Consider the following 13,124-nt stretch of genomic DNA (forward strand, 5'->3'; position numbering starts at 1 on the left):
GTGCCGCTGGGGCGCACGCAGGCCGGACCTGCGCTGCCTGGCCTGCCGTGATCAAGGGCAAAGGGTTGCCGCGGAAGATCGACTGGCGACGTTCTGCCCTTGATCACCGCAACGGGGTCGGCGGCGGGGTCTGCGCCGCCCGCGCTGTGGTGATCATGGGCAAACCGTGGCTGAACAAGATCCACTGGCCGCGTTTTGCCCATGATCGACGGAAGTGGCCGGGCGGCCGGCGGTCCGCCGGGCGGGGCGAGGTCTGCGCGGCCCGGTGTGCGGTGATCAAGGGCAAAGTGTTGCTGGGGAAGATCGACTGGCGACATTTTGCCCTTGATCACCGCAACGGGCCGGGCGCCGAGCCCCGCGCCACCCCGACCGCGGTGATCATGCCGGGCGCGCGCGGACCGGAGCCCCACCCCACCGCGCGGCACTAGACCGCCGCCGCCTTCGCCGCCCGGGCCCGCGCGATCCATGCCGCGCCCCAGTCGTCGTTGCCCAGCAGCAGGTCGGCGGCCTTGACGGCCTCGACCATCTGCGCCGACCGCACGTCCATGATCGCGCTGGTCAGGCCGCAGGTCATCGCCATCGGAAGGAACGCGGAGCCGAGGGCGGGCCGGTTCGGCATCCCGAACGAGACGTTGCCGGCGCCGAGGGTCATGTTGAGGTCGAACTCGTCGTGGATCAGCTCGATGGTGCGCAGCGTGGTCTTCACCAGCGACGTGTCGGCCCCGATCGGCATCGCGAGCGGGTCGATCACGATGTCCTCGAGCGGGATCTCGTACTCGCCGACGGCGATGTCGAGGATCTTGCGCGTGATCTCCAGCCGCTTCTCCGGCTCGTCGGGGATCTCGTCCTCCTCGTTGGGCAGCGCGATCACCGCCGCCCCGTACCGCTTGACGATCGGCAGGATCGCGTCGAGCCGTTCCCGCTCGCCCGTGACGGAGTTGACCAGCGCCTTCCCCTGGTACGCCCCGAGCCCCGCTTCGAGCGCCTCGATCACCGACGAGTCGATGACGAGCGGGAGATCGGTCAGCTCCTGCACCAGCGTGACGGCCTTGGCGAGCAGCTCCGCCTCGTCGGCGAGCGGCACGCCCATGTTGACGTCGAGCATCGTCGCGCCGCCCGCGACCTGCTGCTCGACGTCGACGACGATCTGCGACAGGTCACCGTCGCGCAGCTGCTGGGCGAACACCTTGCGGCCCGTCGGGTTGAGCCGCTCGCCGATCAGGCAGAACGGCTGGTCGCCGCCGATGACCACTTCACGGGTAGCCGAACGAACGACCGTGTGCATCAGACCCCCACCATGGCGCGCTTCGCGGCGAGCAGTTCCTTGGCCTTCCGGACGGCGGTCGCGGCGTCGGCCGCGTAGCCGTCGGCGCCGACGGCGTCGGCGTACTCCTGTGTGACGGGCGCCCCGCCCACCATGACGATCACCTGGTCGCGCAGACCGGCCTTCTGCATCGCGTTGATGTTGGCCTTGAACATCGGCATGGTCGTGGTGAGGAACGCCGAGAACCCGACGATGTCGGGCTTGTGCTCCTGGATCCCCGCGATCACCTTCTCCGGCGAGACCTGCACGCCGAGGTCGATCACGTGGAAGCCGGCGCCCTCCAGCATGATGTTGACCAGGTTCTTGCCGATGTCGTGCACGTCGCCCTTGACCGTGCTCATCAGGAACGTGCCGACGGTCTGCGCGCCCGTCTCGGCGAGCAGCGGGCGCAGCACGTCCAGGGCGCCGCTCATGGCCCGGCCGGCGACGAGCATCTCCGGCACGAAGAAGTCGCCGCGCTCGAACCGGGCGCCGACCTCCTCCAGCGACGGGATCAGCGCGTCGAACAGCATCGACTCGGGCGTCAGGCCGGCGTCGAGGCCCTGCTGGGTCAGCTCGAGCACGCGCGGGCCGTTGCCCACGAGCGTCTCGTCGTAGAGCCCTCGCAGGATCTCCTGATGATCGGTCATCGCGTGCCTTCCTTCCGTGCTGGCCGATGGCCGAGCAGCGCCGAGAGCCCTTTCAGCTCGGTGACCAGCAGGTCGCCGAGGGCGGTGATGCCGAAGTCGTTGATCCGGCTGGTCGGCCCGGAGACGGAGATGGCGGCGGCGACGACGCCGTCGACGGTCCGCACGGGCGCCGCCACGGCGGCCAGCCCGAGCTCCAGCTCGTCGAGGGAGACCGCGAACCCGCGCCGGCGCACCTCGACCAGCATGTGGTCGAGCTGCGCCCGGTCGACGGGGGAGTGCGGGGTGCGCCGCTCCAGCGCGCCGTGCGGGCGGGGCAGCGCGTCGTAGGCGTAGAGGATCTTGCCCAGCGCGGTGCAGTGGGCGGGCACGTCGACGCCGACCCAGTTCACCGCGCCGAGCAGGTAGCGGCTGTCGACCTGGTCGATCTGGACGACCTGCCCACCCCGTGGAACTGCGAGGACGACCGTCTCGCCGGACAGCTCCGACAGGTGCTCCATGGTCGGGCGGGCCAGCTCGGAGAGGTCGTGCAAGGCGCTCGGCCGGGCCGCGTGCAGCGAGAACAGCGCCCCAGGGCGGAACGCACCGGCCCGGTCGCGGTGCACGAGCCGGGCGCGTTCGAGCGCGCTCAGCAACCGTGACGTCGTGGACTTCGCCATCCCCAGCTCGTCGACGAGCGAGGTGAAGGTGCGCGGCGCCCCGGACTCGACGATCACGCCGAGCAGGGCGCTCGCCCGTTCGACGGCCTGGCTGCCCGTCTGCTGGGTCTGCGTGGTCATGAGGGATCCGTCCTGGCGCTTTGTCCGGTTCGCAACTCGGGGCCCGAGAGTTTCACGATATGGAACCCGTGTTCCGTCGATAGCGGTTACTGTGACGCCGATCATCCGGCACGTCAAGAGATCATTTTCTGCACCTCCTCGGTAACTCCTGAGAGCGAGCGCCGCATGTTCCGCAATGCCATGCCCCGCTACGAGATCCTTTCCGCGGACGCCATGAAGACGCTCGACGGCGGCTGGCGCCGCCTGGTGTCGGAGATCGGCGTCGAGTTCGGCTCGGAACGGGCGCTGGAGCTGTTCCGGCAGGCCGGGCAGAAGGTGGAGGACGGGGTCGTCCGGTTCGATCCGGAGTTCGTCCTCGAGCAGGTCGCGAAGGCGCCGCACGCCTTCGACCTGCAGGCCCGCAACCCGGCCAACAGCGTGCACATCGGCGACGACGCCATGGCGTTCGGCGCAGTGTACGGTCCGCCGTTCGTCCGCGAGGGTGACGTCCGCAGGGACGCGAAAATGGCGGACTTCGAGAACTTCGCCCGCCTTTCGCAGAGTTTCGCGGCATTGGACTCCGCGGGCGGGATCGTGTGCGAGCCGGAGGACACACCGCTCGATTCCCGGCACCTGGATATGACGTTCGCGTTACAGACGCTGACCGACAAGATCTACATGGGGAACGTGGTCTCGGGGGAGAACGCGCGCGACACGATCGCGATGACGGAGATCCTCTTCGGCGGCCGCGAGATCGGCAGAGAGGCGATCGAACGCACGCCCGCGACCATCTCGTTGATCAACTGCAACTCCCCGCTCCGCTGGGACGACCGCATGCTCGACGCGCTGTTCGCCTACTGCGAGGCCAACCAGGCCGTCGTCGTCACGCCGTTCCTGCTGATGGGGGCGATGTCGCCGGTGTCGATCCCGGCCGCGCTCACCCAGCAGATGGCCGAGGCGCTCACCGGCATCGCGCTCGCGCAGCTCATCCGGCCCGGCTGCCCGGTGGTGTTCGGCTCGTTCCTGTCCAACATCGACATGCAGTCGGGCTCGCCCTGCTTCGGCACGCCCGAGTCGGCGATCGGCCTGTTCGCCACCGGCCAGATCGCCCGGCACTTCAACCTGCCGGTGCGCTCCGGCGGCGGCCTCACCTCCAGCCAGACGCCCGACGCGCAGGCCGGCTACGAAGCGCTCATGACGATGCTCCCGACGTTCCTGGCGGGCATCAACTGGGTCATGCACTCCGCGGGCTGGCTGGAGGGCGGGCTGGTCGCGAGCTACGAGAAGTTCATCCTCGACGTGCAGGTCCTGGAGATGCTGCAGCAGGAGTTCACGCCGCTGGAGATCGACGAGGCGAGCCTCGCGTTCGGTGCCCACGACGAGGTGCGCCACGGCGGCCACTTCCTCGGCGCCGCGCACACCATGGAGCGCTTCCGCACCTGCTTCTACCGGCCGTTCGTCAACAGCTCCGACAACTACGACCGCTGGATGCGGGGCGGGGCCAAGGACGCTGCGGCTCGCGCCGCCGACGTGGCGAAGAAGAAGCTCGAGGAGTACGAGCCCCCGCCCATCGACGACGCCGTGCGCGAGGAGCTGACCGAGTACGTGACCCGCCGCCGCCGCGAGCTGGGCGACTGAGGAGGAGACCACCCATGGCCACCGTTCCCCCGACCGCTCGCGTCGTCGTCATCGGCGCCGGCATCGTCGGCAACAGCCTCGTCCACCACCTGGCCCGCCTGGGCTGGCGCGACATCGTCCAGATCGACAAGGGCCCGCTGCCCAACCCGGGCGGCTCCACCGGTCACGCGTCCAACTTCATCTTCCCGGTCGACCACTCCCGCGAGCTGGCCGACCTCACGCTCGACTCCATGCGCCAGTACAAGGAGCTGGGCGTGTTCACCGAGTCCGGCGGCTACGAGGTCGCGCGCACCGAGGAACGGATGGAGGAGCTGCGCCGGCGCATGTCGTCGGCGAAGGCGTGGGGGATCGAGGCGGAGCTGGTCACCCCCGACCACGTCGTCGAGCGCATCCCGTTCCTGGAGAAGGACCAGATCCTCGGCGCCTTCTGGACGCCGTCGGTGGGCGTGGTCGACTCGCTGCGGGCCGGCACGCTGATGCGCGAGGCCGCGATGGAGCTGGGCGCGCTCACGACGGTGCCGAATGTCGAGGTCGTCGGCATGGACGTCGAGCAGGGCCGGATCAAGCGGGTGCGCACCGACAAGGGCGACATCGAGGGCGAGTACGTCGTCATCGCGTGCGGTGTGTGGAGCCCGAAGATCGCGCGGATGGCCGGCGCGGCCATCCCGCTCACCCCGGCCGTCCACCAGATGATCTCGGTGGGCCCGATCCCGCAGCTGGCCGAGCGGCCCGGCGAGATCAGCTTCCCGATCGTCCGCGACATGGACACCTTCTGCTACGAGCGCCAGCACGGCGCCGACATGGAGGTCGGCTCCTACGCCCACCGCGCGATCCTGCACGAGCCCGAGGAGATCCCCTCCATCGAGCAGGCGAAGCTGTCGCCCACCGAGATGCCGTTCACCGCGGACGACTTCGACCCGCAGCTGGAGCAGGCGCTCGAGCTCATGCCCGACGCGCTCGGCGCCGACGGCGCGGAGATCCGCTACGCCATCAACGGCCTGCTCTCCCTCACCCCCGACGGGGCGCCGATCCTCGGCGAGACGCCCGAGGTCAAGGGCCTGTGGTCGGCCGCGGCCGTCTGGATCAAGGAGGGGCCGGGCGTCGGGCGCGCGGTCGCGGAGTGGATGACCCAGGGCTGGTCGGAGATCGACCTCGGGCACTCCGACATCGCGCGCTTCTACCCGCACCAGCGCACCCGCGAGCACGTCCGTTCGCGCACGTCGGAGGCGTTCAACAAGACCTACGGCATCGTGCATCCCGGCGAGCAGTGGGCCGGGGAACGCGGCAAGCGCCTGGCTCCGATGCACGCCGCGGAGCAGGCGGCCGGCGCGGTGTTCTTCGAGACGGCCGGCTGGGAGCGCCCGTTCTGGTACGCGTCGAACGAGGGCCTGCTCGCCGAGTACGGGGACGCGGTGATGCCCCGCGAGCACGAGTGGGACAGCCGCTGGTGGTCGCCGATCATCAACGCCGAGCACCTCGCGATGCGCGAGCGCGCCGGCATCGTCGACCTCTCCGCGTTCGCGATCTTCGACATCGTCGGGCCCGGCGCGCTCGCGTCGGTGCAGCACACCGTCGTCGCGCAGTCCGACGTCGCCGACGGCCGGCTGATCTACACGCCGGTCCTCGACGCGCACGGCGGGTTCCGCTCCGACCTCACCGTCATGCGCCTGGCGCACGACCGCTTCCGCGTCGTCACCGGCGGCGCGCACGGCATGGCCGACCTGAAGTGGTTCGCCGACAACCTCGCCGACCGTGCCGCGCTGGTCGACCAGACCTCGGCGTTCACCACCATCGGGCTGTGGGGTCCGAAGGCGCGGGACATCCTCGGCCGCGTCACCGACGACGACATCAGCGACTCCGGCTTCCCGTTCTTCACCTGCCGCCCGATCGAGCTGGGCAGCATCTCCGTGCTCGCCTCGCGCATCTCCTACGTCGGCGAGCTCGGCTGGGAGCTGTACGTGCCGATGGAGCAGGGCGCGCGCGTGTGGGACCTGCTGCACGAGGCGGGCAAGCCGGACGGCGCCGTCCCCGTCGGGATCGGGGTGTACGGCACCACCGGCCGCATCGAGAAGGGCTACCGGGCGTACGGCTTCGAGCTCGACGCCGAGCGCACGATCGTGGAGTGCGGCATGGCGCGACCGCGGGTGAAGGAGGCGTCGTTCATCGGCCGCGACGCCTACCTCGCGCAGCGCGAGGAAGCCCCGAAAGCGGTGCTGTGCACGCTTACCGTCGACGACCACGTCTCCGCGAACGGGCAGCGCCGCTACATGCTCGGCGGCGAGCCGATCCTGACCCGCGACGGCGGCCCGCTGACCGACGGGCACGGCCACCACCCGTACGTCACGACGGCCGGCTCGGCACCCTCGCTCGGCAAGCACCTGCTCATGGCCTATCTGCCGCCGGACGAGGCGCGGGTGGGCAACGAGCTGGCCGTGTCGTACATGGAGCAGCTCTACCCCGTGACGGTCGCGGCGAACGACGCGACGCCCCTGTTCGACCCGAAGAACGAGCGGATGCGCTGATGACGGACGTACTCGTGTGCCTCAAGCGGGTGCCCGACGTGGCCGGCGAGGTTACGCTCACCGCCGACGAGCAGGGCATCGACGCACGGCACGTGGGCTTCACGGTCAGCGCGCACGAGAACTGCGCCGTCGAGCTGGCCGTGCAGATCGCGGCCGACACCGGGGGCACCGCCACCGTGCTGACGGTCGGCCCGGCCGAGGCCGTCGAGCAGCTGCGCTCGGCGCTCGCGGTCGGGTGCGAGTCGGCGGTGCTGGTCGAGGTTCCCGATCCCGGTGCGTACGGCCCGGCCGACATCGCCCGCGAGATCGCCGCTGTGGTCGAGGGCCGCACCTACGACCTCGTGCTGCTCGGCAACGACGCCGCCGACACCGGCGACTTCCAGGTCGGCATCCGGCTCGCCCACCTGCTCGGCCGCCCGGTCGTCAACGGGGTGCGGACGGTGTCCGTGGCCGACGGCGTGGCGACCGCGCGCGGCGACGGCGTCGACGGCGTGGAGACCTACGCCGTGCCGCTCCCCGCGGTCGCCACCGTGCTGGAGGGCGGCGTCGAGCCGCGCTACCCGTCGCTCAAAGGGCGGATGAAGGCGAAGAAGGCTGTCATCGAGACGCTGCCGCCGCAGTTCGAGCCGAAGGGCTCCGGGCGGGTGCGGCTCCTGCTGCCGCCCGCCCAGCCGAGCACGGTCGAGGTGCTGGGACAGGGCCCGGACGCGGCGGGCGCCGTCGTCGACCTGCTGGAGCGGATGGGGGTAGCGCGGTGATCATCGTCTTCGTGGAGACGTCGGCTGCCGGCGTCACCGAGACCTCGCTGGAGACCGTGACGTTCGCGCGCGGGCTCGGTGCCGAGGTCGACGCCGTCGTCGTCGGTGACCTCCCGTCCGGGGCGGCCGACGAGCTGGCCAAGCACGGGGTGCGCGAGGTGCACCACGCGACCGGCGAGGCGTTCGGCGCCTACTCCGGGGCGGCGTGGGCGAGCGCGGTGCAGTCGGTGGCTGCCGGCGCCGACGCGGTGCTGGCCCCCGGCACGCCGCGCGGTCTGGAGGTGCTCGCGCACCTCGCTGCCCGGCTGGACGTCGCGATGGCGGCGAACGTGGTGGCGGTGAGCGACGGCGTCGCGGTCCGGCAGGTGCTGGGCGGCGCCGTCCTGGAGGAGATGCGCCTGGCCGACTCGCCGGCGCTGCTCGCCGTCGCCGGGCACGCCGTCGAGGCCACCCCGGCGGCCGACGCCGGCGCGGGCACCGTGCGGGAGTTCGCGCCGGAGGTGGCCGCCGCCGACCTGGTGGCGCGGGTGGTCTCGGTCGAGCCCGTCGAGTCGGTGGACGCGAGCGGGCTGACCTCGGCGTCCGTCGTCGTCGGCGCCGGTCGTGGCGCCGGTGGACCCGACGGGTTCGATGCCGTCGCCGAGCTGGCCCAGTTGCTCGGCGGGGCGCTCGGCGTCTCCCGGGTCGTGACGAGCCTGGGCTGGCGCCCGCACCACGAGCAGATCGGGCAGACCGGCAGCCGGATCTCCCCGGACCTGTACATCCCCTGCGGCATCAGCGGCGCGATCCAGCACTGGGCGGGCTGCGCCAGCTCGAAGACGATCCTCGCGATCAACACCGACCCCGAGGCCCCGATGGTGACGAAGGCGACGTACGCGGTCGTCGGGGACATGCACGAGATCGTCCCGGCAGTGGTGGCCGAACTCCGCCGCCGCCACCCCTGACCCCACCCCCGTCGAGAACGAAGTTGTGGCGGTTCTTAATCGTTTCAATCGACCACAACTTCGTTCTCGACGCCGTACCCGGAGGGACCTTGCGATGCCCCCTGAGTCCGACGAGGCCGTCGGCGCGACGCTGCGCCGGCTCGTGCGTTCGTTCAGCGCGGAGATCACCCCGCGCGAGACCGCCAAGCTCCCGCCGCTCGGCGAGGTGCTGGGCGCCGGAACCGCCGTGTACCTGACGAACCTGGCGCGCGTGCCGTGGGAGCGGACGGTGGAGGCGGCGCGCTGGGTCGCGGACGCCGGGATGCGCCCGGTGCCGCACCTCGCCGCCCGCTACGTGCCCGACCGGGCCGCGCTGCAGCGGATGCTCGCCCCGCTGACCGCGCTCGGCGTGACCGATCTGCTGCTCGTCGCCGGCTCGACGGATCCCGCCGGGGAGTTCCACGAGGTCGCCCAGATCATCGCCTCCGGCTGCCTGGAGGAGGCGGGGATCGAGCGCATCGGCGTCGCCGGGCATCCCGAGGGCCATCCCGATGTCGCCGACGACGTGCTCGACGCCGCCCTGCTCACCAAGGCGGCGCTGGCCCGCGAGCACGGCCTCGCGGCTCACGTCGTCACCCAGTTCGGGTTCGCCGCGGAGCCCGTGGTGGCGTGGGAACGGCGGATCCGCGCCGCCGGCGTCGACCTGCCCGTCCACGTCGGGCTGCCGGGGCTGACCTCGCCGATGAAGCTGCTGAAGTTCGGCCTCTCGTGCGGGGTGGGGCCGTCGCTGTCGGTGCTGCGGCACCAGACCGGCGGCGTGTTCAAGCTCGCCACCTCGCCCGTCCACCACCCGGACGCGCTGCTGCTCGGCCTCGCCGAGGCCGTCACGGCCGACCCGGCGAGCCTGATCGAGAACGTGCACTTCTTCCCGTTCGGCGCGCTCGTCCCCACGGCCGCGTGGGCGTGGGAGATCCGCGAGGGGCGCTTCGCCATGCACGACCGGGCCCGCCTCAGCGTGCCCGCCTGAGGAGGGGGACCGATGACATTCCCGACCGACCTGCAGATCGCCCAGGCCGCAGCGCTCAAACCGCTCGACGAGGTCGCCGACCACATGGGCCTCGCCCCGCACCTGATCGAGGGCTACGGCGAGCACGTCGCCAAGATCAAGCTCTCGGCGATCGACGAGCTGGCCGACCGGCCGCGCGCCAAGTACGTCGTCGTCTCCGCGGTCACGCCGACCCCGCTCGGCGAGGGCAAGACGACCACCACCGTCGGGCTGGGGCAGGCCCTCAACCAGATCGGCAAGCGGGCGACGATCGCGCTGCGGCAGCCGTCGATGGGCCCGACGTTCGGCATCAAGGGCGGCGCGGCGGGCGGCGGCTACAGCCAGGTCGTGCCCATGGACGTGCTCAACCTGCACCTGACGGGCGACTTCCACGCCGTCACCGCCGCGCACAACATGCTCTCGGCCGTGCTGGACAACCACCTCTACCAGGGCAACGCGTCCGGCCTGGACCTGCACGCCATCACCTGGCGGCGCGTGCTCGACGTCAACGACCGGGCGCTGCGCAACATCGTCATCGGGCTGGGCAGCAAGCTGGACGGGGTGCCGCGCCAGACCGGCTTCGACATCACCGCGGCCAGCGAGGTCATGGCGATCTTCGCGCTGAGCCGCTCGCTGCAGGAGATGCGGGAGCGGTTCGGGCGGATCGTCGTCGGCTACACCGGCAGCGGGTCCCCGGTGACCGCCGAGGAGATCGGCGGCGCCGGCGCGATGGCGGCGATCATGCGCGACGCGCTGAAGCCGAACCTGCTGCAGACCCTGGAGAACACGCCCGTCCTCGTGCACGCCGGACCGTTCGGCAACATCGCGCACGGCAACTCGTCGATCGTCGCCGACCTGATCGGCATCCGCGGCGGCGACTTCCTCGTGACGGAGGCCGGGTTCGGCGCCGACATGGGCGCGGAGCGGTTCTTCAACATCAAGTGCCGGGCGTCGGGCCTGGTGCCCGACGCGGCCGTGGTCGTCGTGACGGTCCGGGCGCTCAAGGCGATGTCCGGCCGGCACACGATCGTCCCCGGCAAGCCGCTGCCGCCCGCGCTGCTGGAGGAGAACCCGGACGAGGTGCACCTCGGCGGCGCGAACCTGCGCAAGCAGATCGACAACATCCGCCTGCACGGGATCCCGCTGGTAGTGGCCATCAACGCCTTCCCCGGCGACCACCCGTCCGAGCACGCGGCGATCGCCGAGATCGCGGCGTCGGAAGGCGCGCGCTCGGCCGTCTGCACGCACTTCGCCGATGGCGGCGCCGGAGCGCGCGACCTCGCCGAGGCCGTCGTCGCGGCAGCCGACGAGCCGTCCGACTTCCGGTTCCTCTACCCCGACGAGGCGTCGCTCAAGGAGAAGATCGAGACGATCGCGACGAAGGTCTACGGCGCCGACGGCGTCGACTACGACCCGGCCGCGGCCGCCCAGCTCGCGACGTACGAGCGCAACGGGTTCGGCACCCTGCCCGTCTGCATCGCGAAGACGCACCTGTCGCTCTCGTCCGACCCGTCGCTCAAGGGCGCGCCGACGGGCTGGCGACTGCCGGTGCGCGAGGTGCGCGCGTCGGTCGGGGCCGGGTTCATCTACCCGATCTGCGGCGACATGCGCACGATGCCCGGCCTGAGCGCCACTCCCGCGGCCCACCTGATCGACATCGACGCGGACGGGAACGTGGTCAACCTGTCCTGATCGACGTCGCTCAGACCTGGGCGCCGCGCTTCACGCGCGGCTTCGGCACCCGAAGCCGGCGCAGCTGGCTCGCCCGGGTGAACGCGTACCAGCCGATGGAGAGGCCGCCGATCTGCTCGTCCGGGAACTTGGCCCGGACCTTGCGAGCGGTGGACATCCCCAGCAGCACGCCCTCGGTGATCATCACGAGGAGGGCGACCAGGCTGAACAGGCTCATGTACTGCTGCACGGCGATCACCGGGAACACCGCGGACAGCAGCACCAGCCCGGCGAGCGGCATGAACAGGCCCATGAGGTGCGGCCGGGAGTCCACGACGTCGCGGATGTAGGCCTTGACCGGGCCGCGGTCGCGCGGCAGCAGGACGCGGTCGTCGCCGGCGGCCATGCGGGCGCGGCGCTCGGCGGCGAGGCGGCGGCGCTCGTTCTTGTCGGGGCGGTTGGCCTTCGCGAGCTTCGCCGCCTCCCGCTGCGTCTTCGGCGGGGGCGGGGCGGGGCCCCGCCGCTTGGCCTGGACGTCGCGCCGCTTCGGGGTGGCACGGCCCTTGCCGGCCGTGCGCGACGGGTCGACCTGGGTGGCATCGGGCACCGCGGTGGCGGACTCGTCGGGCGTCGATGAGCCCGAATCTGCGGCGGTGGAGCGGCCCAGGAACCTCACCTCACTAGCCTACGGGAGACCGGGTCCACCGGAACGAACCGGGACGAAAGGGTGGCAGCGCATGCGCGTGGTCGTCGCACCGGACTCCTTCGGGGGCACGCTCAGTGCCACCGAGGCCGCCGCAGCGATAGCGGACGGGTGGCGCCGCGCCGCACCGGCCGACGAGCTGGAGCTGCTGCCGGTCGCCGACGGCGGCACCGGATTCGTCGCCGTCCTGCACGCCGTGCTCGGCGGAACGCTGCACACGCTGCAGGTCACCGGCCCGATGGGAGCGCCGGTGCTGGCCGAGTGGCTGCAGGTCGACGACGTCGCGTACGTCGAGTCGGCGGCGGCGTGCGGGCTGCACCTGGTGCCGCGCGCGGACCGCGTCCCCGCGACGGCGGCCGTGGTCACCAGCCGCGGGGTCGGAGAGCTGCTGGTCGACGCGGTCGCGGCGGGGGTCGCGCGGATCGTCGTCGGGCTGGGCGGCTCGGCCACCACCGACGGCGGGGCCGGGATGCTGGCCGCTCTGGGAGCCCGCGCGGTGGACGCCTCCGGTCGTGAGTTGCCGCACGGTGGCGGAGCGCTCGCCGCGGCCGTGCGGATCGACGGGCGCCCGGAGCTGGGCGGCGTGCGGCTGGTCGCCGCCGCCGACGTCGACAACCCGCTGCTGGGCCCGCACGGCGCCGCCGCGGTGTTCGGCCCGCAGAAGGGCGCCGACGCCGCGATGGTCGCCACGCTGGACGCGGCGCTGGCCCGGTTCGCCGACGTGCTGGCCGCGACGTTCCCGCCCGACGTGCGCGACGAGCCCGGCGCCGGCGCTGCGGGCGGCCTCGGTGCGGCGCTGCTGGCGCTGGGTGCCGAACGGGTGTCGGGGGCCGGGCTGGTGCGCGAGCTGGTTGGGCTCGACGCCGCGCTGGACCGGGCCGGCCTCGCGGTCACCGGGGAGGGCAGCTTCGACTGGCAGTCGCTCCGCGGCAAGCTCGTCACCACCGTCGCGCGGGGCGCGGCCGACCGGGGCGTGCCCTGCATCGTGCTGGCCGGGCAGGTGAGCGTCGGGCGCCGCGAGGCCGCGGCCGCGGGCGTGGAGGCCGCCTACGGGGTCGCCGACGACGCAGGCGGCGTGGAGGCGTCGCTGGCCGACCCGGCCGGCACCCTCTCCGCGCTCGCCGAGCGGGTCGCGCAGCGCTGGAGCCGCTGACGA

Annotated in this window: 12 protein-coding genes; 8 read left to right on the forward strand and 4 right to left on the reverse strand. The window is 72.1% G+C overall.

What is annotated here, in order from left to right; genetic code table 11:
- The first annotated feature begins 47 nt into the window (after positions 1 to 47).
- Positions 48 to 428 carry a hypothetical protein gene (locus ACQEVB_RS38485; RefSeq protein ID WP_432984065.1) on the forward strand — a complete coding sequence of 127 codons (381 nt, stop codon included), beginning with the start codon at positions 48 to 50 and terminating at the stop codon, positions 426 to 428.
- Here the strand turns inward: ACQEVB_RS38485 and ACQEVB_RS38490 are convergent.
- From ACQEVB_RS38490 to ACQEVB_RS38500, 3 genes are read right to left on the reverse strand one after another with little or no spacing between them, the layout of a single operon-like run.
- Positions 425 to 1,285: a dihydropteroate synthase gene (locus ACQEVB_RS38490; RefSeq protein ID WP_432984068.1), complete on the reverse strand. Its 861-nt coding sequence runs from the start codon at positions 1,283 to 1,285 to the stop codon at positions 425 to 427. The genes ACQEVB_RS38485 and ACQEVB_RS38490 overlap by 4 nt on opposite strands.
- Entirely contained in the window at positions 1,285 to 1,953 is a 669-nt protein-coding gene (locus ACQEVB_RS38495) for a corrinoid protein (RefSeq protein WP_432984071.1), read from the reverse strand. The genes ACQEVB_RS38490 and ACQEVB_RS38495 overlap by 1 nt, the downstream gene beginning before the upstream one ends.
- Positions 1,950 to 2,729, reverse strand: coding sequence for an IclR family transcriptional regulator (locus ACQEVB_RS38500; RefSeq protein ID WP_432984074.1), 780 nt, complete (start codon positions 2,727 to 2,729; stop codon positions 1,950 to 1,952). The genes ACQEVB_RS38495 and ACQEVB_RS38500 overlap by 4 nt, the downstream gene beginning before the upstream one ends.
- A gap of 165 nt (positions 2,730 to 2,894) precedes the next feature.
- Here ACQEVB_RS38500 and ACQEVB_RS38505 point away from each other — a divergent pair, with 165 nt between their 5' ends.
- From ACQEVB_RS38505 to ACQEVB_RS38530, 6 genes are all read left to right on the forward strand, one after another.
- Entirely contained in the window at positions 2,895 to 4,346 is a 1,452-nt protein-coding gene (locus ACQEVB_RS38505; RefSeq protein ID WP_432984077.1) for a trimethylamine methyltransferase family protein, read from the forward strand.
- Between the two features lie 14 nt (positions 4,347 to 4,360).
- Positions 4,361 to 6,868 carry a GcvT family protein gene (locus ACQEVB_RS38510; RefSeq protein ID WP_432984080.1) on the forward strand — a complete coding sequence of 836 codons (2,508 nt, stop codon included), beginning with the start codon at positions 4,361 to 4,363 and terminating at the stop codon, positions 6,866 to 6,868.
- Positions 6,868 to 7,626, forward strand: coding sequence for an electron transfer flavoprotein subunit beta/FixA family protein (locus tag ACQEVB_RS38515; RefSeq protein WP_432984083.1), 759 nt, complete (start codon positions 6,868 to 6,870; stop codon positions 7,624 to 7,626). Before ACQEVB_RS38510 ends, ACQEVB_RS38515 begins: the two co-directional genes overlap by 1 nt.
- Positions 7,623 to 8,570: an electron transfer flavoprotein subunit alpha/FixB family protein gene (locus tag ACQEVB_RS38520; protein WP_432984087.1), complete on the forward strand. Its 948-nt coding sequence runs from the start codon at positions 7,623 to 7,625 to the stop codon at positions 8,568 to 8,570. The genes ACQEVB_RS38515 and ACQEVB_RS38520 overlap by 4 nt, the downstream gene beginning before the upstream one ends.
- 94 nt (positions 8,571 to 8,664) lie before the next feature.
- Complete coding sequence (locus ACQEVB_RS38525; protein WP_432984090.1) at positions 8,665 to 9,576, forward strand: methylenetetrahydrofolate reductase; 912 nt, start codon at positions 8,665 to 8,667, stop codon at positions 9,574 to 9,576.
- Between the two features lie 12 nt (positions 9,577 to 9,588).
- On the forward strand, positions 9,589 to 11,286 hold the full coding sequence (locus ACQEVB_RS38530) for a formate--tetrahydrofolate ligase (RefSeq protein ID WP_432984093.1): 1,698 nt from the start codon (positions 9,589 to 9,591) through the stop codon (positions 11,284 to 11,286).
- Positions 11,287 to 11,296: 10 nt separating this feature from the next.
- Here ACQEVB_RS38530 and ACQEVB_RS38535 read toward each other — a convergent pair whose 3' ends face one another.
- On the reverse strand, positions 11,297 to 11,941 hold the full coding sequence (locus ACQEVB_RS38535; RefSeq protein WP_432984096.1) for a DUF3043 domain-containing protein: 645 nt from the start codon (positions 11,939 to 11,941) through the stop codon (positions 11,297 to 11,299).
- Positions 11,942 to 12,002: 61 nt separating this feature from the next.
- On the opposite strand from ACQEVB_RS38535, the gene ACQEVB_RS38540 reads away from it, so the two are divergent.
- The gene (locus tag ACQEVB_RS38540) at positions 12,003 to 13,121 is read left to right on the forward strand and encodes a glycerate kinase family protein (RefSeq protein ID WP_432984099.1); all 1,119 of its coding nucleotides are present in this window, start codon (positions 12,003 to 12,005) and stop codon (positions 13,119 to 13,121) included.
- The last annotated feature ends 3 nt before the right edge of the window (positions 13,122 to 13,124 follow it).

The organism is Pseudonocardia sp. CA-107938 (assembly GCF_050936315.1).
Lineage (GTDB): Bacteria > Actinomycetota > Actinomycetes > Mycobacteriales > Pseudonocardiaceae > Pseudonocardia.